Genomic DNA, 21,915 nt, shown 5'->3' on the forward strand with positions numbered 1-21,915 from the left:
TCACTGTTTACGCAATACATCAATTAAAAACTTTGGTAAAGCCATCATTCTTTTTATTCTCCAAGGCTCCTTTGCCAATCGGTAAAACCATTCTAAGCCAGTCTTTTGGAAAATAACTGGAGCTCTTTTGGCGGTACCAGCATAGATATCTACACTACCACCTACCCCCATAGCTAATCTACAATGAAGCTGGTGCTTATACTTATTCACCCATTTTTCCTGTTTTGGGGCACCAAGACATACAAATAATACATCCGGCTGTGCCTTATTTATCCCTTCCACTATTTCTACTTCATCCATTTCTTGAAAGTATCCATGGTGAAACCCTGCAATTTTAAGGCCCCTATATTTATTTCCCATGTTTTTACAGGCTATTTCTGCAGTTCCTGGCTTGCCTCCTAATAAAAATATGCTTTTACCCTGTTCTCCACAATAGGTCAATAATTTGTCCATTGTATCAATACCTGTCACCCGTTCCTTCAATCCAAATCCCTTTAATTTAGAAGCGATTAGCAATCCGATTCCATCTGGCAAGACTAAATCAGCATCCTCTAGAGCTTTTAGCAGCTCTGGATCCTGCTGTGCAACCATGACAATTTCTGGATTAGGGGTATATATTTTTTTTAAGGCTTCTCCTTCTGCGTCTAGAAAGGATACCAGTTTTTGAAATGTTTCTTCCTCTGTAATAATATCTATCGGTACACCTAAAATTCTAACCTGCTGTCTCATCTCTTTTCTCCTTCTTGCACAAACCTGGTAAAAATCTCAATATTAATTTCAGTCTTTTTATACAGGTTCTTTTTTATTTCTCTTAAGTTCTCAACATGCTGATCCCCATGTTCCAACACCGAATCTATGCTGGTCCAAAGATGAATAATATCTAGCTTTTCTACGACTCCTCCACTTTTTTGATTTGCTAGTTTTAAAAAATTTTTGATTTTAGCATCATATTCTAAACCTACCATTGGAATCTCTGCAATAGCTGCAAATATTAAGGAGTGAAGCCGCATTCCTATTAGTAAATTCATCTTGCTAATTATACCTATGATTTGCCTAGGATTATATTTTGTTGTAATAATCTTAGGGGTGTTGTTCATCATACTGGCGATTTCTTTAGATATATCTATGTCGCTGGGGAATTGCATTGGAATAAACACGATATCATAATTTCTATTGATTAGATAATCTGCAGTTTTAGCAATAACTTCCTTATAATTTTTTTCATTCTTCCATTCCCTTATGGATATACCTACCCATTTTTTTGTTATATCCATTGATTCCCATTGGAATATTTTTTCTATTTCTTCACTGGGCACCGCCTCTAAACCAAAAGCAATATCTGCCGTTACGATAATATCTTTTTTGATGCCAAGCGATTGCATATATTCCTTTGATTGATAATCTCTAACGGTAATGGTGTCCACTTGATTTATAATATATTTCACTAGCTTCTTATTAAAATATCGATTAATAGGGCCAAATCCATTGCCATAAAACATTACTTTTTTCCCTAATTTTTTTGCCAGCAGAATAATAGCAGAATAATACAGCAAGGATCTACTGCTGGTAACATCCTGTAAAATAGAACCTCCTCCGCTAATTACAACATCAGAGGCTCTAATGGCTTTTATTACTTCCTTAAAATCATTTCTGCTTACAGCATCGATATTATACTTTTCCCAGGTATCTTGAGCGCTATAGCTTAAGGCTGATAGCTTTGCATTGGGTAGTGCTGTCCTTATTTGTTCAATAAGTGCTTCTAAAATTGCTTCATCCCCAGTATTTTGAAAACCATAATAACCAAATAGAAATATTTTTTTCATTTGTTTCTTCCTCTCTTGCCTTTTGAAATTGCACAAAAGGAATAGATTGTGATGATTCCTGCTTTAATTGCTTTTGTGTTGGGCTATCTCCGTTTTTAGCTTGTTGATTAGCTTTATTGCTATTTCCAATATTAAAATATAGATGATTCCCACAACAACCCCTAGGACTAAAGCATATAATGTCCTAACTGTTGATAAATACACTGGTGTTCTTAAATGGCTAAAAGTATTTGCAATGGATGCTTGCCCTATAACAGCAACTAATCCTGCTACAAAGGTTAAGGACTTGATTCTTGCCTTTGCAAAGTATATTCCCACCATTAATGCTGGAAAAGCAATTAAGAATTCCGCTGTTCTCGGCCTAGCCAATAGCTTTTCCTCTAGTATATTTCTAGCAATTAGTTCAAAAGTAGACGGTTGTATATTTGTTTCATGTCCTGTTCTAGCTAAATAAATATACAGCACTCCCAAAAACACTGCAGATAAAAGTACATAGACAATCTTTATGTCTTCAAATAAAAAGGTTTTTATATCCTCAAGTCCTATAGATGGTTGATGTTTTTTATCAACATTTCTTCTATATCCAAAGTAGGCCATAAAAATTGCTGGATAGATAATCATAGGAATCATTTGACTAATCTTTACACCTCTAAAAATATCCATTTCTAATAAATATTCTATATGAGATAGAATCCCCGCCACAAATAATCCACCTACCAAAGATATCGCTGAAACAATGATTAAATCTCTAGCTGCATAGATCATCTTTTTATGGAGCTTATCTTTCTGATCTTCTTTATAGATATACTTAAAGCACCTATGACAAAAATAGACCATAGATAAAGATGGAAAAATAACTGCTGCCCATAAAGCCATTAATTTATCCATTAGCATAGGTCTTACAACAAAACCAGCAGGCACCATCAATAATCCCATTGCTAATAAACCATATTTGTATTTTTTGTCCAGTTTTATTAAATAGGTTAAAAATAGAATACTTGCCGCAACAATCCCCCAACCCATTAATGTCTGTTTAGCAATCCTTACCCTTATAGGCTCCATCCTACTGCTATCTCCTAAGGTCATGCCATGCTGAGCTATTCTTGCTTCAAACCTTTCAAACATTTTTTCATATTCTTCATAATCTGTAACATAGATAAACTGGTCATATCTCGTATTATAATCATCTACTTTAAATGGCTTAAAGAAAATAAATCTAATATTCCTTTCTGTCACTGCTCTATATAACGTGTTTTCTATTTCTTCTGCTCCTTCATAATTGTAATATCCAAATCTCTCTTGAATATACGGCCAAACAGAAAAAATTCTTACCGCATCATAATTTAAGCTTCTAGTCAATAAATTAAGTCCTTCTTGTTCTATATGACTTCTTTGAACAGAGGTTTCTATCAATCCTGCAGCTATATTATTCTCTATCATATAATTTGCTATTATTTCAATGTTAGGATAACCTAGTACTGCTCCACCACTAAATAGAAATACTGGGGGCTTCATATCATATGCTTCTATATCTGCAAAAGTAGCCTCCATATATTCTTCTGTCATCCAATCTATATAGGTGAATGGTCTTGGCAATACTTCTAGTCCACTTTCACGAATCACATTAATTTTATCAGTGTCAAATCCTAAACCTACCTGCAACAACTTTGAAGAGTATGGCTTATGTCTAGGGATAGATAATTTTCCTTCTGCATCCTCTAGTTTAAAATTATTTCTGTATAAAGCGTCTCTAATATTGCCCTTTAGCAAAATCGTATAGTATCCTTCTTCAGATAGGATTTGAAACTTATCTGAGGTATATCTGCTTTTTAATCCATTTGAAATAAAATCATACACCTCTTGAGACTTTGTTGCAATAAAAACATCAAATTCACTGATTCCTTCATGATCAATATAGTATTCCACCTCTGAAGGATATAGGTTTCGCCACTCTGCCTCTTGTAGCAGCTGCCATCCCATTAGTATCTGAAGTTGATTATTTTTGATCATTAATGATTCCAGGTTTTCTTCCTGCAAGCCAACATATTGTACACCTAATGATTCAAATTTCTCAAGCCACCAGGTTAACGGCTTCTCTGACTGGGCTGCCATATCTCTAAATTCACTATAGTCCAGCACTACATCTACAACCTTGTTATTTGATTCCACTGCAACTCTGGCACTTAATGTCAAGCTTAAAGCTAATACACTAACGATTAATAGGGTTATGATCACAATGTTTTTTTTCATTTTAAGCACCTCATCGTCCTAATTTTTCTCTAGATGAATTCATTTTTCTTTCTTCTCTTTACATTTTGGACTTAAAAAAGCAATTATAGTAGTAATTAATATAAAAACAAAAAATTTTACCACGCTTCTTATCATATTACTTATAAAGCCCTCTGTAAAGTAACTTTTTTTGGCTTTCTAGTTTACTGCAATCTTATCCAAATCTATATTTCATTTATGAGGGATTTTTCTTTAGTATGTTATAAAAATCAGCCTTCTATAAAGAGAGCTCTTCTACTAACAGCTGGCCTTTATTTATCCTCTATATATAAAAAAGACTTCCTCAATAGGTTATTGGAAGTCTAATAAAAGCTGTAACTGAGTTCATGTTGTTATTTTTCTATGGTGTATTTACCTCTCACCAATAATATTACATCATTGGTTAGTGCTCGAACTCCTCTTCCATCTTCTCTAGGAACAATAATTAAATGATTGGGAGGAATTTGTTGATTCATCCTAATATCTGTAGCTGCCGTTACATCTGACAGTCCTCCACGATGACTATCAATCGCCACAGCATTTCCAGCTCTTAAAATAATCTCAGTTCCTGCATCAGCAATCAATCTTTCACCAGTACTTAAGTAAACCAGCTCTAAGCTGCCACCTTTGGTGCTGTCTCCACTAGGTTGACCTGGCTGAGATGATGAAAGCTTTTCATCTATGTAAAACCTTACCTGCTCTATTCTTTGCTCTACATAGCTGAGGGTTACCAAAGGATCCTCACTTGAACCTGGTTCTTTAGTATTGGCATAAACAACTTGTCCTACAATTAGTAATACAATGAGCACTATGATAAATGTAAGTGCTGGTGATTTTTTAAGTCTTGCCATTTTTATCCCCCTTGTTTGTTGAAATATAAGTAGTATTTTAATAACTGTGCTATTATTATACTATATGTGGCTTTGAAATGGAAGTTTTTTGGTAGAATAGTTTTTTTATTCTCCATTAGGTTAAAATAGCTATATGTATTGTACCAGCATGTATTGAGCTGCTGAGAATTCATGCTTTAGTAGCACAGTAGTAGGGCATTAAAAAAAGACCTAATTCTCTCTATTAAGTCTTTTAAAAATCAACTAATCCGAAGCTTATTAAAAGTGCTTCATTCACCTTTACCATCATTTCTTCATCTAAATGGCCGATTTTTTCTTCCAGTCTTTTTTTATCTATTGTTCTAATCTGCTCAAGCAATATGACAGAGTCCTTTGCTAATCCATACAGGGAAGCTTCTATTTCCACGTGAGTGGGAAGCTTAGCTTTATTAATCTGAGATGTAATTGCTGTTACAATGACAGTAGGACTATATCGGTTGCCAATATCATTTTGCACAATTAATACAGGCCTGACGCCTCCCTGTTCAGACCCTATTACAGGACTCAAATCTGCATAGTATATATCGCCTCTCTTAACCATCAATTTACTCACACTCCGCTATTTCCGCCTCATAATTTTCTAGAGAAGACATGTCGAGGCTTAACCCAACTTCTGCAAGAGCTAAATTAATGGAAGCCATTTCTTGATAGCCTTTTTTCATTTTTTCTCTCAATTTAATTTTATTCTTTTCTCTAATATATAGTTTCATAGCTTCTCTAACAAACTCACTTCTATTGGTTTTTTCCATAGAGACTATAAAATCTACATCTTTCAGAAGACTTTCAGGAAGACTTATCATTATTCTTTTAGAGTCAGCCATTTTGCACCTCCAGATTTAATAAAGCAATCTTATCATCAATATATAAAAGCAGCTCATTTTATATATACTATTTCCCCAGTAATGATATATCATTAATTATATATCATTCACTATAAGTGTGTCAATGTTAGTAAAAAATTATGCAATCAGGTGAAAAAACATTCTCTTTTATCTTATCAAATAATCATTAATGTGTACAACGTTATTATTTTCCACGTATACCCTTGGAACCCTTTTCCCCACCATGCAAACAACTTCATAATTAATGGTTCCTAGCTTAGCTGCTACATCATCAATCGTGTTGCCACTTTCAGGATTACTACTGAAAAGAGTTGCTTCATCTCCTCTTTGTATATCTAAGTCAGTAGCATCTGCCATACATTGATCCATGCAAATTCTTCCTACTATTGGGATTTTTTTACCCTGCACTATGATTTTCGCCTTATCCGTCAGCATTCTAGTAAACCCATCAGCATAGCCTATAGGTAAGGTAATAATTGTTCTTTCTTCTTTAGTTTTATATTTTAATCCGTAGCTTACCCCTCTCCCTGCTGAAAGGGTTTTAACGTGAGAAATTTTTGCCTTTAGCTCCATTACCTGCTTTAATTTAACCGCTTCTTTATTAACATCTTCAGATGGATATAACCCATATAGCATAATTCCTGCTCTCACCATATCTAAATTCATTTCTGGTAAATCAATAATAGCTGCACTATTAGATACATGCTTGATAGGAATAGTATATCCATTCCCTTCTAAAGCATCCACCAATTTCATAAACTTATTAAATTGCTGATAGGTGAAGGTTTTGTCCTTTTCATCGGCAACGGCAAAATGTGTAAAAATCCCTTCCACCTTAATGCCTGGAAGCTGAAAAATCTTTGTTATCTCCTCTTTGGCCTCATCATCTGTTTGGAACCCTAGTCTAGACATTCCGGTATCGATTTTCAGATGTAATGTCATTTCCTTCTGATTATTTGTTGCTAATTGAGAAAAGTATTGAGCCTGCTGATAAGAATAAACGGTCTGTATAAGATTATAGTCTAGTATTGCTTCTCCCTGAGCTTCAGTGGTATAACCCATCACCATTAGAGGGACTTCATATCCTGCCTCTCGCAGTTCAATTGCTTCCGAGAGAGTAGCAACTGCTAATCTATCAGCACCGTTTTCTAATAATGTTTTTGCAATCGTTGTTGCTCCATGACCATATCCGTCTGCCTTAATAACAGCGCAAACTAAAGTATCTTTTTTCACCACTCTTCTTACTTCCTGGATATTATGTTTAAGATGGTTTAAATTGATCTCCGCCCATACAGGTCTTAATTTATCTTTAGTCAGCATTTCAGCTACCCCCTGATACTATATTTTGTACTATAGTTTAAGTATAATATATAGCGCAATAATATCAATATGTTTTCTTGATTATTCTGTTATTCTTCCTCCATTGATAAATGAAATAACGTCTCCTGCAGCTTGGGGTTATATAGAAAATCCTCATAGTATACTTTAAATCTAGCATTTCCTTTTTCATCAAAAATATATAGTTTTGTTGGAACCAATTGTTTTTTTTCTACCCACAGTTTTTGATGATCAAAATAATAGTTTCCGCCTGGAATTTTGGTATTCATCACAAGATATTCCTTATCCTCTATAATCTCCGTTTCAAAATCAGCTTCTTTTGAACTAATATAGTTCCTTAAAAAGTATCCTATAAACATCAGTTGTTCTTGTGACTGGTGAAAATCATCAATTTTCCAGATTTGATTAATGGAGGGATGTTGAAGCCAAGCTGTCCTACCATTATATATTGTTAAGTTACCCTTTAACCCTTCTGGTGATATAACCTCTAATCTATACTGATTAGGTACTTTAAATGCTTGTAAAAAGATATACTCTGTTTCCTCATCTTCATGATTTGCGTATATTTTAGCAGTACATTGATAGCTTTCCATTGTACTGAGCTTCTGTTGTATTTTATAGTAGATTTCTTCATCGGTAGGTTGTTGGCAAGCACTTAAAATAGATAGTATCCCTATAAGAATAACAACCTTCCAAACCTTCACCTTTCATCCCCCTCTTATTATTCCTTGATCATTATACAGTTCCTGTTGCAATTGCCTGAGCAACAGCATACTCCCTGCAGTGGGATATCGATAAGTGTATTTCCTCTATACCTTTACTATATGCAATTTTATATGCATTATTATGTAATTTTATATAGGGCCTTCCTAGGGAGTCTTTTTTTACCTCAATGTCTTGCCACTGGAAACTACGTATTCCTGTTCCTAGTGCTTTTGCTACTGCTTCCTTTGCAGCAAAAAAACCAGCTATTGTATTTGGATTAAGATTTCTTTCCTGAAACAGATTACTTTCTTCAGTAGTAAAAACTTTTTCTATAAACCTGGAATTTCTTTCTATAGCTTTTTTTATGCGATGGATCTCTATAATGTCAATCCCTGTTCCTATAACCATTTCTTTATCCCTCTATTCCTTCAAAAAGCGTATATCTAGCTTTTCCATTTCCTTGTATCCTATAATGGTATGTAGTAAAGAATATAATATTTCTACTCTTTTTTCCAATTCATCTTTTTCATCCCTTAGTATTCCTAACCGCTCTCTTAAATCTTTTATTTCTTCATCTACAGTGGACAGTCTGTTATGATCTGTAGTAATATCCTTATAAACTGAGACAATCGTTTCTTTTAAGAGAGCAAAGTTTACCCTTTCAATCTCCTTAGGGTAGCTTAGAAGGTTTTCTACCATTTCGTCTATGGCTTCATTAATTCTATTAATCTCTTCTCTGGATTCCTCCAACTCCGATAAAACACTCTCTTGCCCCTTGGTATTTAATAAATCTGATAGATGCAGAATTTTATTCATGACCTTTGTTTTTTGCTGTCTCAAGAGCTTTAGATTTTTCTCTAAAGTTCTTTCCTCATCTATTAAATCGTTTAATTGCTTACTTAAGGATTGTATGGTTTTATTATTACTATCGCCAATAATCGTTTTCCATTGTTTATCCTTAATTAATATGGGGACACGGTTCTTCTTTATTGTATTCTCATCAATTTGTATATCTATACTTTTTTTGAAAAGCATTTTAATCCTCTTTTCCAATAAAATTCCTACTATTGTATACTAATTTATTCGGTATGATAGAATAGATTCCTTCTAGTCTTTCTATACTATTTTTACCTTTTTTCAGAAATAATTAACTTTTAGTTATGTTTTCAAGGATAATGGAAAAAATATTGTGGAGGTGATAAAATGATAAACATTTTTAATAGGAAGAAAAAAATCCTTTTCGTAGCAATAATATGCTTTTCTATAATCATCACAGCATGTAATATCAATCCCCAAAGGCCTCAACAGGAAGAAGAAAACAGTCCTCCAGAGGTCCCTAATATTTTAGAAGAACTAGAGACAGCTGTTTTAGAAGCCATGCACAATATTGATTCAATTGAGGGGCTAGAAATAGCTATGGAAGAGCAAGAGGCAGAGGAAGAGCCTCCAGGTCCTCCAGCAGCAAATGTACAGGTAGAAACTGAAGGAGAGCTTGAGCCAGAAATCAGTGTGCAAGAACCTGAGGAGACTGAAGAAGCTGACGAAGAAAACAAACTAGAAATGTCTGTTAGTGAAAACCAAACTATTATCCCTTTGTTAGAGGAGGAGGATATTGAAGGCCTCTCTAATGAGATGAGTCAGTTGCCTGAAGATATTGAGGAAATATGGTTTGAGATAGAGGATCAGGTAGAAGGATTACATAGAATGTGGAATGTTTTAGAAGCTGATTTGAGGGATCTTCATGTATCTCAAGAGGAAATAACAGCCTTTGAAGAAAAATTAATGGAGGCTTCTGTTACCATCATGGAAAAAGAAACTATAGAAAGTTTGATGACTTTAAATGAGCTGACAAAATATTTAGCTGATTTTAGAAATGCTTTTACCTCTAAGGTGCCTAGCCCCGTATATAAAATGAAATATCATATTCGCAATAGTATTCTTTATGGGTCTCAGGGAGAGTTCGAGACAGCTCAGGAGCATATTGATAAGACAAAGGAATTAAAGAATAGTTTGCAACAGCAAATCGTAGAAAAAGGCGCTGAGCATGATGGGCAAAAATTAGATTTATCTATTGCTGATTTGGAGAGACAACTAGCTGCCGAAAACTTTCCTTTAATGCAGATAGAAGGAGCCATTGTGATAAAAAATATCCTATTAATTCAGGATGCCTTCAAAGGCGCCATAGATGAATAAATAGAAAATATAATTTTTTTGCACCTATAAAAATAAGAGGAAGGTCTATATCCTTTGATATATTCCCTCCTCTTATTTAAGTCATACTCCAATAAAATTTAATATCGGATATCTATAGTGATTCAGTACAATGGTAAATCTTATGAAGCTTTACTTTTTAATTGACTTAATTTAACTGCTGCTTGAATCTTTTTAAAAGCAACAATATAGATAATACATACTGCATAGATTAATAAAAATCCAATATTTAGACCAAAAATTGGAACAAAATGCATCACAGAAAAATAGAATACCACCAAGGTACTGATGCTATAGGAAAAAGCATGAATCACTGATTGGACTGATTTGCTGCCTGCTTCATAATGCACCACTAATAATAATGGGAAAAGTGTAGATGGAAACGCACTCAAAATGACTGCCCACCTACTACCTACCATAGATGCTACTCCAGTTATGAACAACAAAATTAAACCTACTACGATGCCCCTCATAGCCAACTGTACAAAAGTTGTAGTGGATTTATTAACCGTTTCTTCTAAATCAATTAGCCTGTTGATTATGAATATATTTAGTATAAAGGTTAGCATAAAGATTAGTGTTGCCCGCAACATATTCATTTCTATGGAAGAAATCAATAAGCCAAAGGCTAAGAAGGAAATAATCCCTGCTATAGAAGCAATAATAATAGAAGTAAATTTGTTATTAGATAGCCTAGATCGTACGATTAAAAAATAAACAAAACAAAAGAATATGGAAGCCGATAATCCAGCTATCCCCCAGGGTATCCCTTGTATTGTAAAATCAATTCCCTGCTCATAGGAAATAAAGTAAATCGATAGTCCTGCCCCTAATGGCAGTCCTGATAAAGTGCCCCCCAGCTGTGGACTTACCCTTTTTGATATCTCTGCTAAAGAAACGATAATAAAAAACGACAGTAACAGCTTAATAATTGTAAGATTTTCCAATTTTTTCACCTTCTTCTGTTAGTTGTATTGACGTATTTTAAAAAAACCTAAATTGATGGCAATTTTCCATTGTCCTGTATTTTGAACTCAGTAGCAAACCTTGTCTTGGTTTAAACCCCCAAAACCTTATCTATATTTATGCTGATGGTTATATCAGCTTCCAACAGAAAAGCTACTGAAGTCTTCAACTATCATAAACCTCTTTGCCTCATGGAGTTTATGGAATAAAATCTTCTCTAACTGGTGAGAACACTTCTACAACAATTGAATCTTCTATAATCTCTGCAGCATGTTTAACATTGCCTGGAATCACCCAGCTATCACCAGGAAGTATTTCATACCTTATATCATTAATGATCAATGCGATATGACCTGAAACAAGGTACCCAGTCTGCTCATGTGGATGTTCATGCAAGGGAAGGGTATGTCCCTGCTGAAATTTAAACTCAGTCAATAAAGTTTTTTCTCCATAAACCAAGGTTTTTCTTTCCAGCCCCTCTGCAATCTTTATATATCCCTCTTTAGATGCTTTTGTTACTTTTTCTTGATTCATCATTAAACTCCTCTCTGCAAAAAATTGTCTTTTGATATTTAAGTCTGATTTAAATAATTATATTCTAGGTTTAACTACTAATCTCCTTCTTCATCTGAGAAAAACTGTCCTCATTAATATTATAACAAGAAAGCCCTCTCATCCTTCTATAACTTCTTTTAAGACATTTTTCCAATTTTTTCAATAGTTTGTTAAAAATTTATTTGATTTTTGTCAGAATTTTTGATATTATTGAGGTAACTTAATAAATGCTTCTGCGATAGAAATATATATTTCTATCAAGGATAAGCTTTTTCAAATCTGACTAAAGGGCCCAACAGCCTGATAGGAGGGAAAGGAAAAATATGCATAGCCTATGTATATCTGTGCTTACTTGTGTAAATCACGCCCTTTTCTTCTATAAGAAAAGGGTTTTTTTATGTTTTATCCTTTCTTGCCTAATATTTATATCTTGAAAGGCAGGTGAATAAAAATGGTTTCACATGAAAATGATGCTTATCGTATTGAGCAGGACTTTTTAGGAGAAAAGCCTATACCAATTGATGCTTACTATGGCATACATACCCTTCGAGCTGTAGAAAATTTTTCAATAAGTAATAGAAGAGTGAATCTACATTTGATTGGAGCTATTGTTACTGTAAAGAAAGCTGCCGCCATCAGTCACCAAAAGCTGGGAAATCTTTCTTCCCCAATAGCCACCGCTATTGTGAAAGCCTGTGATGAGATTCTAAATGGCTCCTACTCTGAGGAATTTATTGTAGATGCTTACCAAGGAGGAGCTGGTACCTCTACTCATATGAATGTCAACGAGGTCATTACCAATCGTGCTTTAGAAATCCTGGGATATAACAAAGGTGATTATCATCAGTTGCATCCCTTACATCATGTCAACCTGTCTCAATCCACCAATGATGTATATCCAACTGCACTTCGAATAGCTGCCATTAGTTTATTACGTCCTCTTAGTGAGGCTTTCGCAGAGCTGCAGGATAGTCTTCAAATTAAGGAAAATGAATACCAACATGCTATCAAGCTGGGGAGAACACAATTAATGGATGCCCTCCCTATGATGGTTGGGCAAGGCTTCGGTGCCTATGCACAGGCTATTGCTAGAGATCGATGGCGCCTATACAAGGTAGAGGAACGTTTAAGACAAATCAATATAGGTGGCACAGCTATTGGAACGGGTATGAACGCCAGCTTAAAATATATTTTTACTATCACTGATACCTTGCAGGATATTACGTCTTTAGGCCTTGCCAGAAGTGAATTTCCTATGGATATTACTCAGAATATGGATGTCTTTGTGGAGGTTTCAGGGTTGCTAAAATCAGCTGCAACAAATCTTTTTAAAATCTCTAGTGATTTGCGCCTATTAAACTCTGGGCCTAAAGGGGGCCTGGGAGAGATCACACTTCCTCCTGTGCAGGTTGGATCTTCAATTATGTCTGGTAAGGTGAATCCTGTTATGTCAGAGATGGTTTCTCAAATGGCTATGAAGATAATGGCAAATGATCAAGCCATCACACTGGCGGCCATGAATGGACAACTGGAGCTTAATGCCTTTACCCCTCTTATTGCTGAAGCTCTCTTAGAATCCTTAGAAATGATGACAAAGGCTATATTGCTTTTCAAAGAAAAATGTCTTGAGGATATCATTATTAATGAAGATATTTGTAAGAAAAACCTATCAGCATCCTGTGCTATTGCAACAGCTTTATTGCATCATATTGGCCACCACCATGCCTCAGAGTTGGTGAAAAAAGCCCAGCAGGAAAAAAAGGATATTGCCACTGTTTTGAGAGAAAGCCACATTCTTCCTGAGGATGCTGTCAAAAGAATATTAGATCCTTATGAAATAACAAAACCCGGTATCCCGGGAATTTAAGGAGGTTCATTATGAGTTTAAATCAAACCCCTCGCTCTAGTCGTGTTCACATCGCTTTATTTGGTAATAGAAATGCTGGAAAGTCCAGTATTATTAATGCCCTTACAGGACAAGACATTGCCATTGTCTCTGATGTGAAGGGTACAACAACTGATCCTGTTTATAAGACGATGGAGCTTTTACCCATTGGTCCTGTGGTCTTTATTGATACTGCTGGACTTGATGATGAAGGTGAATTAGGCCAGTTAAGAAAAGAAAAATCCTATGATGTACTAAACAAAACAGATATCGCTTTGATTTTGATTGACGCTACTGTAGGTATTACTTCCTATGATAAAAAAATTATCCAGCTGATAAAATCTAAAGAAATACCTGTATTAGGCATTTTAAATAAAATTGATCTTCGTACAGTTGAGTCAAGTGAGTTGGATACCGTAAAAAAATCCTTGGATATACCTTGTATTGCTGTTTCAGCTACTACCGGGAAGAATATTTCTGCTCTTAAAAATGCCATTGTGAAAATCACACCTAATGAGGAAGACAAATTTAAAATTGTTGGAGATCTTATATCTCCTGGAGATTTTGTTGTTTTGGTTGTCCCTATTGATAAAGCAGCACCCAAAGGTCGTCTTATTCTTCCACAGCAGCAAACGATTCGAGATGTTTTAGAATGTGATGCTATCACGGTAGTTACAAAGGAATATGAGTTAAAAGAAACATTGGAAAATCTCGGTAAAAAACCATCCTTGGTGATTACAGATTCTCAAGCCTTCTTGAAGGTAGCTGCAGATACCCCTAAGGATATCCCTCTTACATCCTTCTCCATCTTGTTTGCAAGACATAAGGGTGATCTAGCAGAGCTGGTTAAGGGAGCCCAATCTATTGAAATGCTTGAAAATAATGATACTGTATTGGTAGCTGAAGCCTGTACCCATCATCAACAAGCTGATGATATAGCACAGGTGAAGATTCCCCGTTGGTTAAGACAAATGACGGGTAAAAACTTAACCTTCGAATATTGTTCTGGTACACAGTTTCCTAAGGATTTATCAAGATATAAGCTGATTATTCACTGTGGAGGATGTATGTTAAATCGTCGAGCCATGGTCTATCGAATTTCTCAAGCTGTAGAGGCTGGCATTCCGATTGTCAATTATGGTGTATTAATTGCCCAGGTTCAGGGTGTATTAGATAGAGTGATCTCTCCCTTTCCTCAAGTAAAACTGTTATTAGAGGAAAAAGAAAAAACTATGATTGGAGGTGCTGTATGATTACAGATTTAATAACAAAGCTATACCAGGATAATAATTTATCTAAAGATGAATTGGTGTATCTCTTAGAAAACCTCGATGCCTCTAGTAGAAAATTATTGTTTGAGTATAGTTTAAAAACCAAGCTTCAGCACTATGGGAAAAAAGTATACATGCGTGGTCTCATCGAATTTTCTAATTATTGTAAGCAGGATTGTCTCTACTGCGGTATACGGGTTTCTAATAAACATATTCATCGCTACCGCTTGACCTTTGATGAAATTCTTCAATGCTGTACAGAGGGCTATCAATTAGGTTATAGAACCTTTGTGCTGCAAAGTGGTGAAGATTACTGGTATACAGAAGAAAAGCTGGTGGCTATTGTAGAAAAGATTAAAGAGTTATTTCCTGATGCAGCCGTTACCCTTTCCATCGGCGAAAGAGATCAGGCGGTCTATCAAAGGCTTTTCGAAGCCGGAGCTGATCGTTTTCTACTTAGACATGAGACAGCTTCTAGAGACTTATATGAAAAACTTCATCCTACTATGGACTTCAATAATAGAAGAAATTCTTTAAAGCTTCTAAAGGAGATCGGCTACCAGGTTGGTGCTGGTTTCATGGTGGGTTTGCCCCATCAAACCTCAGCTGATCTAGCTGAAGACCTCCTTTTCTTAAAAGATCTCAATCCAGATATGATTGGTATAGGTCCTTTTATTCCCCATAGTGAAACCCCCTTGGGGGATGTTATAGGGGGTACCTTAGAGGACACCTTAGTGATGGTGGCATTAGCTAGATTAATGCTTCCCAGCGCATTACTGCCCTCTACTACTGCTTTAGGAACCTTAGACGATAAAGGACGAGAACAAGCGATTTTAGCTGGTGCCAATGTAGTAATGCCAAACCTTTCTCCAACAAAGGTAAGGCCCCTCTATGAATTATATGAAAATAAAATATGTACAGGTGATGAACCAGCCCATTGCAGAGGCTGTATAGAAGGTCGTATCAATTCTACTGGCATGGAGGTAGATATGGGTCGTGGCGACAGCCTTCAATTTCAACATAAAGTAGGTCAAACTGTATAAAACTGTCATCCTAAGGGTAACCAATAGAGGTTGTCAGATAGTTCGAAAAATGGATAAAATAATTGTGAAAAGGGGATTGTTATGATAAAAACCAAACAAAAAGCTGATTTTATTAGAAATGACTACATTGCCTCTCTACTTAATAATGGGAAAACAAAATCTACACAGGAAGTAAAATTCATTATCGAAAAAGGAAAATCTGGTACAGGACTTACACTGGAGGAAGTGGCAACTTTACTGGAGATAGATGAGCCTCGTTTAGAGGAGGAGCTTTTTCAAGCTGCTGCTGAGGTGAAGGAGGATATCTATGGCAGAAGAATGGTGCTTTTTGCTCCCCTCTATGTTTCTAATCACTGTGTTAATAACTGCCTCTACTGTGGGTATAAATGCAGCAATGCTATAGAAAGAACTCGATTATCAGACGAAGAAATTGCCAGGGAGATAGAAATTATTGTGGGGATGGGACATAAACGTATTGCTTTAGAGGCGGGAGAAGACCCTGTCAACTGTCCTATAGATTATATAACCCATGCTATGAAGCATATCTATAGCCTCAAATTTAACAATGGCGAAATTCGACGTATCAATGCCAATATAGCTGCTACAACAGTAGAAAACTATCAAAAGCTTAAGGAAGCAGGTGTAGGAACCTATATTCTTTTCCAGGAAACCTATCATCGAGATACCTATAACAAAGTTCATCCTTCAGGCCCTAAGGCGGATTACGATTACCATACTACTGCCATGGATCGTGCTATGGAGGCTGGGTTAGATGATGTTGGTATAGGTGCACTATTTGGTCTATATGACTATAAATATGAAGTGATGGGCTTGATGCTACATACAAAGCATCTTGAGGATACCTTTGGTGTAGGTCCCCATACCATTTCTGTTCCTCGGCTAAGACCCGCCAATGATGTAAATCTTCATGATTATTCCTATATTGTTTCAGACCATGACTTTAAACGAATTGTTGCCATCCTAAGATTGGCTGTGCCTTATACAGGTATTATATTATCTACCCGTGAGGAGCCCACCTTTAGAGAGGATACTATGAGGCTAGGAGTTTCCCAAATCAGTGCTGGCTCCTGTACTGGAGTATCTGGCTATAAAGCCTTTGTAGAAGGCAAGTCCAATCCACAGTTTGAGGTTGCTGACCATAGAAGTCCTAATGAAATATTAAAATCACTATGTCAACAAGACTATCTTCCAAGTTATTGCACTGCCTGTTATCGTACTGGAAGAACCGGTGATAGATTTATGGAGTTTGCAAGAAGTAAAGAAATCCATAATCTCTGTTATCCAAATGCAATTCTCACCTTTAAAGAATATCTTGAGGATTATGGAGATGATGATTTGCAGGGTTTAGGCAATGAAGCCATAGAGAAAAATCTTGAGAATATTCCTAATGACGCAGTTAAAAAGGAAACCATTGAAAGATTGCAGCGTATTGAAAATGGTGAAAGAGATTTGTTTATGTAAGTTTTCATAGAAAAAGCTCTATTTATTAGTCCTAAGGGATCTATTAAATAGAGCTTCGTATTTTTTTATTGCTATATATAGAGCTATCCAAGCTCAGAAATTAAATTATACATTTTTAAATTTGCAAATAGTGGCAATTCACAATTTTGATATGCACAGGTCTACGGTTTCGCCCCTAGCTCAAAACCACAGCTAGGGACTGCAAATGTAGCCCTTTAGCATATCAAAATTGAAGTATAAAACTGTAGGTTTTCCACAAATTACATCGTATAATTATATCTTTCAAATTGGATATCTATAGCGGATACATCCTTGAATAAGTTTAGGTTTGCAACATATTTAAATAAAATTAGAAGGCTTCTCTCTACCTCTATCAGAAATTGTCTATAGCTTAAATTGTTGTACAATTTTTTCTAGGTTATCTGCTAATAGTGCTAGACTTTGGCTCGAGGAAGCTACTTCTTCAACAGAAGCAGTTTGTTCCTCTGTTGATGCAGTAACATTCTCCATCTCTGCCGATACATCTCCAGAAATTTTCTCAATAACATCTGCGCATTTCACAACATTTTCGCTATTTTCTGCTGCGTGATTTATTGCTATAGCTATGGCTTCAATTTGATTATTTACCTTCTCAATCAAATCTGCGATTTCTAAGAAGGTAGTTTCTGCTGTAGACACCACTATTGTACCTTCCTTTACATCCGAGGTACTTCTTTCCATATGCGCATTAGCATCCTTTATGTTTTTATGATTTTCTGATATTAGGCCATTTATTTCCTTTACAGCTTCCTGAGAATCTTCAGCAAGCTTTCTCACTTCCTCTGCTACAACTGCAAATCCTCTACCATGCTCTCCTGCTCTAGCGGCCTCAATAGAAGCATTTAACGCCAATAGATTTGTCTGTTCTGCGATACTGTCAATTACCTTTATGATATTATCCATTTTATTAGAGCTATCGGTGATATCTAGTAGTGAACGTTGTACCTCTTCAGAGCTCTTTGTAATGTTTTCCATTTGCGTAGTTGCACGATGAATATTCTCTTTTCCCTTATTTGCTTTTTCAAGTACTTCTTTACTCATGCCTTCGATTGCCTTAGTATTATCTGATACCTCTTCAATATTGGTATTGATCACTTCGATAGCTTCGGTAGTTTTTTTGATTTCACCAATTTCATTTTTTATATTGGTGGCTACATCCTCTGCTGATATTGCTATTTGTTGTGAAACAGCAGCTGATTCCTCAGAAATAGCTGCTAGCTCTTCAGAGGATGAACTCACTTCTTTAGAGGTATCCTGTACCTGATTCACAATGCTTCGCAACCCATTATTTACAGCTTGAAAGGCCATTGCCAGTCTTCCTATCTCATCTTTTCTTCTGGAAGATTCTTCCGGTACGTCACTGCTGATGTCTAGCTTTGAAATTTTTTCTGCTATTGTGGTTATGCTATTGATAGGTTTAGCAATAGAGTTCCCTATGAAGAATGCAACAACAATAGATATTGCTAATATGATCCCAAGGGTAAGTAAAAACTTAGCTACAAAGGCATTTATTATATCATCTTCAAACTTTTTGGGTGCACCTACATAGAACATGCCTATTACATTATTGTCCGCATCCATTATAGGACGATATATGGTTTGATATGTCTCCCCTAGAATTTCCGCTTCTCCAATAAATTCTTCTCCTTCCACCAGTACTGCTTCAGCTACATTTGCTGCAACCTGTGTGCCAACAGCCCTTTCTCCGTCCACCACAATGGTTGTTGTAGCTCTAGTATCTCCAATAAAAATAGTTACTGCATATCCCGTAATTTCCCCCAGTCTGTCTACGATGTTGGTATTATCATTGATTCTTATTGAACCCTTATACAGTTCATTTCCTCTTATGTTCCAATTGCCTGGATACATCATGTTAACAATTTCTATGGAAGCGTTTAAATCTGACATAATTTTTTCTGTCACAGTAGAAGAGATAGAATTCTTAACATCTCTTATCACCACTGTCCCTACAACAGCTCCAAAGAATAGCAATAGTGCCGTAATATAGATAATCAGTTTTGTACCTATTTTTTTCACCACTAGCCCCCCATTATCTTTTTTTTTACCTTCATCTCTTTTTCTAACTGCCTTCCTGATGTAAATAGTGATTCTTTTAATTTCGTCTAATAAATACTTAAGTCTTACTATTTGCTAAAAACTTGTTAATATTTTACCATAAAGAATTCGTAGATTTTCCATTATTCGACAAACTGTAAAAATCGTCGACGAACTTTGCGTATATTTGTTTATAAAAAAGCAGGAAAATATTTGTTGTATTTTCCTGCGGATAGTAAACCTCTTTTTTTGTCGTTGATATTCATTTTACTCTGGTGATTACTTAAAGACCAACAAAGTTCCCAGAAGAGTAGTTAAAATGATGGCATAGATAACTACATCACTTTTTATAATAGAAGATTCATAACGATTAGTGATTAGGTTTAAAGTATAAACACATCTACCTATTAATCCTTCACTTTTGTTAAGCTTGGATTCATATTCCTCAGTTAAGTAATTAATAGCGGAGCTGACATCATCCACCAATCTTTCTCCCTTAGAGACATTAGACTCATATTTCTCTGTTACAGCATTTATGGCAGAATTCACACCATCCACTAAACCATCTTCTTTTTTCTGCATTGCTTCCTGTCCTCTACTTAATCGCTTAATGATGAAGTTTGTAAGCTTAAATACGGGGTAGAATAGTATATAGTCAAATCTTAACCAATGAGGGAAGTGTAGATGGAATAAATGGAACTTCTTCCCTAGTGTAAAGATGACAGCCCCCAATATATACACCGGTATCATGGCAAGTAAATCTGGGGCAATAAATACATTCATGTCTACAATATAATTCTGAATGAAGTATGGATCATAGGTTACACCACGAGCTGCTGGTATTAATAAAAAGTCTAAGATATAATTAGGCTTTATTCCTATACCTATGATTAATATTGCCATACCCATCATAGCCATATCCATCATTCTATACCCGTTACCAATCTTTTCATTCTCTTCAGAGCATTTTCCTAAGAAAGTATAGCTAATCAGCTTGATAAAGGAACAGACTGTTCCTCCACTAATGATAGTAAACAGAATTTCTGCATATCTAAAGGAATGGTGGCCATACTCATAGGCTTCCACAATGGCATGGTGCAATATGGTTTTACTGGCAAAGCCATTAAATAAGGGTGTACCGGTAATTCCTAAAGCAGCAATTAAAGCCACGATGAAAGTAAACGGCATTTTCCGCCATAGTCCCCCCAGCTTATACATGTCTAAATGATGGGTTTGAAGATAAATCGCTCCTGCTACCATAAACAATAAAGACTTAAAGAGAGCATGATTGATCATGTGAAATACTCCACCTGTAAAGCCCATAGCCCCCTTATGGCCTAGATAAATGGCAACACCAATTCCCATAATAACATAACCCATTTGACTTACGCTGTGATAGGCCAGCATTTTCTTCATATTCCCCTGTTGTAGCGCCATAAATACGCCTATCCCCATGGTTGCTATTCCCATCCAGATAATGACAGCACCTAAGTTTTGAGAAGAAAGCCAAAGTGCATCCTTATAGCTCTCTATTTCATTGGCAGCAGGGAAGAAAAAGCTTGTAGCCGTCCGAAGCATACCATAACCACCAACTTTTATCATAATTCCTGATAAAAGCGCACTTGCAGGTGTAGGAGCAACAGGATGTGCCTTTGGCAACCATATATGCATGGGAATCATTCCAGCTTTTACACCAAAACCAACCATAAACAATGCCATTACAATATATCTTGTATTCCCCATACTTTCTAATTGAGAAATCATTGGCATAAATTCAAGCGTGTTTGTATGGATGTAAAGCAAAATCATCCCTAAGAGAATACACAACCCTCCAAATACTCCCATATAGATATAACTATCTCCTGCCGCAATAGCGTCTTCTGTCTCGCAGTGAACCACCAGCATATAGGAGCTGAAGGTCATTATTTCAAAGAATAAGAACGTAGTAAATAAATCTCCTGACATGACAGTCCCTAGTATAGCTCCATAGGTAATGGCTGTGCATAGGTAGAATCTGTTTCTATGCTTTTCTACTGTCATGTAGTGTGGTGCATAAATCATTGCCATCAACCAAAGAATTGAGGTAAGAGTTGCCATGATGTAGCTTAGCATATCAACCTTAAACAATAATCCGTATCCTAGCATCCTTGGTAGATTAAGAACAAGAGTTTCACTTGCAACTGCCGGGTACATAGCCAGTACCATCATTAATGTAATGAAGGTAAACATTGCTGTTAATCCGTCTCTTAGGTTTTCATAATTTTTCCCAAAAGAAACTGATATAAAACCGCCTATCGTGGGTATAAATACGATTAGCATAGGATAGTATGGCTTCGTAGCAACAAATTCCTTGATACCTTCATAGAGGTGAGGAGCTTTGCCTCCTCCCGTTATACTGACAAAGAATATGAAACCTGCCACTGTCAGTAAAAATATTATGATGTTGTTAATAAAAAGTAGCGTTGAAGGCTTATATCCGTCGGAAGCATGATCGTGATGCAGCGCTTCAACCCCTTGAGCATTTTTCATATATATCTCCTCC

The 21,915-nt window shown here is 35.8% G+C and carries 19 protein-coding genes; 5 read left to right on the forward strand and 14 right to left on the reverse strand.

Annotated features, from left to right (window positions below):
• From BMX10_RS06130 to BMX10_RS06175, 10 genes are all read right to left on the reverse strand, one after another.
• The gene (locus BMX10_RS06130; RefSeq protein ID WP_090440972.1) at positions 1 to 729 is read right to left on the reverse strand and encodes a WecB/TagA/CpsF family glycosyltransferase; all 729 of its coding nucleotides are present in this window, start codon (positions 727 to 729) and stop codon (positions 1 to 3) included.
• A complete protein-coding gene (csaB, locus tag BMX10_RS06135) occupies positions 726 to 1,823 on the reverse strand; it encodes a polysaccharide pyruvyl transferase CsaB (protein WP_090440975.1) in 1,098 nt (365 codons plus the stop codon). Before csaB ends, BMX10_RS06130 begins: the two co-directional genes overlap by 4 nt.
• 63 nt (positions 1,824 to 1,886) lie before the next feature.
• Positions 1,887 to 4,073: a DUF5693 family protein gene (locus BMX10_RS06140; RefSeq protein ID WP_090440979.1), complete on the reverse strand. Its 2,187-nt coding sequence runs from the start codon at positions 4,071 to 4,073 to the stop codon at positions 1,887 to 1,889.
• A 371-nt stretch (positions 4,074 to 4,444) separates the two neighbouring features.
• Complete coding sequence (locus BMX10_RS06145) at positions 4,445 to 4,942, reverse strand: hypothetical protein (RefSeq protein ID WP_090440983.1); 498 nt, start codon at positions 4,940 to 4,942, stop codon at positions 4,445 to 4,447.
• A 232-nt stretch (positions 4,943 to 5,174) separates the two neighbouring features.
• Positions 5,175 to 5,522, reverse strand: a complete 348-nt coding sequence (locus BMX10_RS06150) for a type II toxin-antitoxin system PemK/MazF family toxin (protein ID WP_456298991.1) — start codon at positions 5,520 to 5,522, stop codon at positions 5,175 to 5,177.
• Between the two features lie 4 nt (positions 5,523 to 5,526).
• Complete coding sequence (locus BMX10_RS06155) at positions 5,527 to 5,802, reverse strand: CopG family ribbon-helix-helix protein (RefSeq protein ID WP_090440989.1); 276 nt, start codon at positions 5,800 to 5,802, stop codon at positions 5,527 to 5,529.
• A gap of 168 nt (positions 5,803 to 5,970) precedes the next feature.
• A complete protein-coding gene (gene alr, locus BMX10_RS06160; protein ID WP_090440992.1) occupies positions 5,971 to 7,143 on the reverse strand; it encodes an alanine racemase in 1,173 nt (390 codons plus the stop codon).
• Between the two features lie 89 nt (positions 7,144 to 7,232).
• On the reverse strand, positions 7,233 to 7,865 hold the full coding sequence (locus BMX10_RS06165; RefSeq protein WP_090440995.1) for an outer membrane lipoprotein carrier protein LolA: 633 nt from the start codon (positions 7,863 to 7,865) through the stop codon (positions 7,233 to 7,235).
• A gap of 31 nt (positions 7,866 to 7,896) precedes the next feature.
• Positions 7,897 to 8,274, reverse strand: a complete 378-nt coding sequence (acpS, locus tag BMX10_RS06170; protein WP_090440998.1) for a holo-ACP synthase — start codon at positions 8,272 to 8,274, stop codon at positions 7,897 to 7,899.
• 12 nt (positions 8,275 to 8,286) lie between these two features.
• Positions 8,287 to 8,901 carry a hypothetical protein gene (locus BMX10_RS06175; protein ID WP_090441001.1) on the reverse strand — a complete coding sequence of 205 codons (615 nt, stop codon included), beginning with the start codon at positions 8,899 to 8,901 and terminating at the stop codon, positions 8,287 to 8,289.
• A 168-nt stretch (positions 8,902 to 9,069) separates the two neighbouring features.
• On the opposite strand from BMX10_RS06175, the gene BMX10_RS06180 reads away from it, so the two are divergent.
• Positions 9,070 to 10,059: a hypothetical protein gene (locus BMX10_RS06180; protein WP_090441004.1), complete on the forward strand. Its 990-nt coding sequence runs from the start codon at positions 9,070 to 9,072 to the stop codon at positions 10,057 to 10,059.
• Positions 10,060 to 10,199: 140 nt separating this feature from the next.
• On the opposite strand, the gene BMX10_RS06185 is transcribed toward BMX10_RS06180, so the two are convergent.
• Together BMX10_RS06185 and BMX10_RS06190 are read right to left on the reverse strand one after the other, a co-directional pair.
• Positions 10,200 to 11,024, reverse strand: coding sequence for a hypothetical protein (locus BMX10_RS06185; protein ID WP_090441007.1), 825 nt, complete (start codon positions 11,022 to 11,024; stop codon positions 10,200 to 10,202).
• A 217-nt stretch (positions 11,025 to 11,241) separates the two neighbouring features.
• The gene (locus BMX10_RS06190) at positions 11,242 to 11,577 is read right to left on the reverse strand and encodes a cupin domain-containing protein (RefSeq protein WP_090441010.1); all 336 of its coding nucleotides are present in this window, start codon (positions 11,575 to 11,577) and stop codon (positions 11,242 to 11,244) included.
• Between the two features lie 472 nt (positions 11,578 to 12,049).
• Here BMX10_RS06190 and BMX10_RS06195 point away from each other — a divergent pair, with 472 nt between their 5' ends.
• The 4 genes from BMX10_RS06195 (at position 12,050) to hydG (ending at position 17,279) form a co-directional block, all read left to right on the forward strand.
• The gene (locus tag BMX10_RS06195) at positions 12,050 to 13,465 is read left to right on the forward strand and encodes an aspartate ammonia-lyase (protein WP_090441013.1); all 1,416 of its coding nucleotides are present in this window, start codon (positions 12,050 to 12,052) and stop codon (positions 13,463 to 13,465) included.
• Positions 13,466 to 13,476: 11 nt separating this feature from the next.
• On the forward strand, positions 13,477 to 14,736 hold the full coding sequence (gene hydF / locus BMX10_RS06200; RefSeq protein WP_090441016.1) for a [FeFe] hydrogenase H-cluster maturation GTPase HydF: 1,260 nt from the start codon (positions 13,477 to 13,479) through the stop codon (positions 14,734 to 14,736).
• Positions 14,733 to 15,797 carry a [FeFe] hydrogenase H-cluster radical SAM maturase HydE gene (hydE, locus tag BMX10_RS06205; protein WP_090441019.1) on the forward strand — a complete coding sequence of 355 codons (1,065 nt, stop codon included), beginning with the start codon at positions 14,733 to 14,735 and terminating at the stop codon, positions 15,795 to 15,797. Before hydF ends, hydE begins: the two co-directional genes overlap by 4 nt.
• A gap of 81 nt (positions 15,798 to 15,878) precedes the next feature.
• Positions 15,879 to 17,279: a [FeFe] hydrogenase H-cluster radical SAM maturase HydG gene (gene hydG, locus BMX10_RS06210; RefSeq protein ID WP_090441022.1), complete on the forward strand. Its 1,401-nt coding sequence runs from the start codon at positions 15,879 to 15,881 to the stop codon at positions 17,277 to 17,279.
• 384 nt (positions 17,280 to 17,663) lie between these two features.
• Here hydG and BMX10_RS06215 read toward each other — a convergent pair whose 3' ends face one another.
• The gene (locus BMX10_RS06215; protein ID WP_090441025.1) at positions 17,664 to 19,355 is read right to left on the reverse strand and encodes a methyl-accepting chemotaxis protein; all 1,692 of its coding nucleotides are present in this window, start codon (positions 19,353 to 19,355) and stop codon (positions 17,664 to 17,666) included.
• A 297-nt stretch (positions 19,356 to 19,652) separates the two neighbouring features.
• On the reverse strand, positions 19,653 to 21,902 hold the full coding sequence (locus BMX10_RS06220) for a complex I subunit 5 family protein (RefSeq protein ID WP_244272651.1): 2,250 nt from the start codon (positions 21,900 to 21,902) through the stop codon (positions 19,653 to 19,655).
• Positions 21,903 to 21,915: the final 13 nt, after the last annotated feature.

Origin of the sequence: Natronincola peptidivorans (assembly GCF_900111615.1) — a bacterium.
In the GTDB taxonomy this organism is placed as follows: Bacteria; Bacillota; Clostridia; order Peptostreptococcales; family Natronincolaceae; genus Natronincola_A; species Natronincola_A peptidivorans.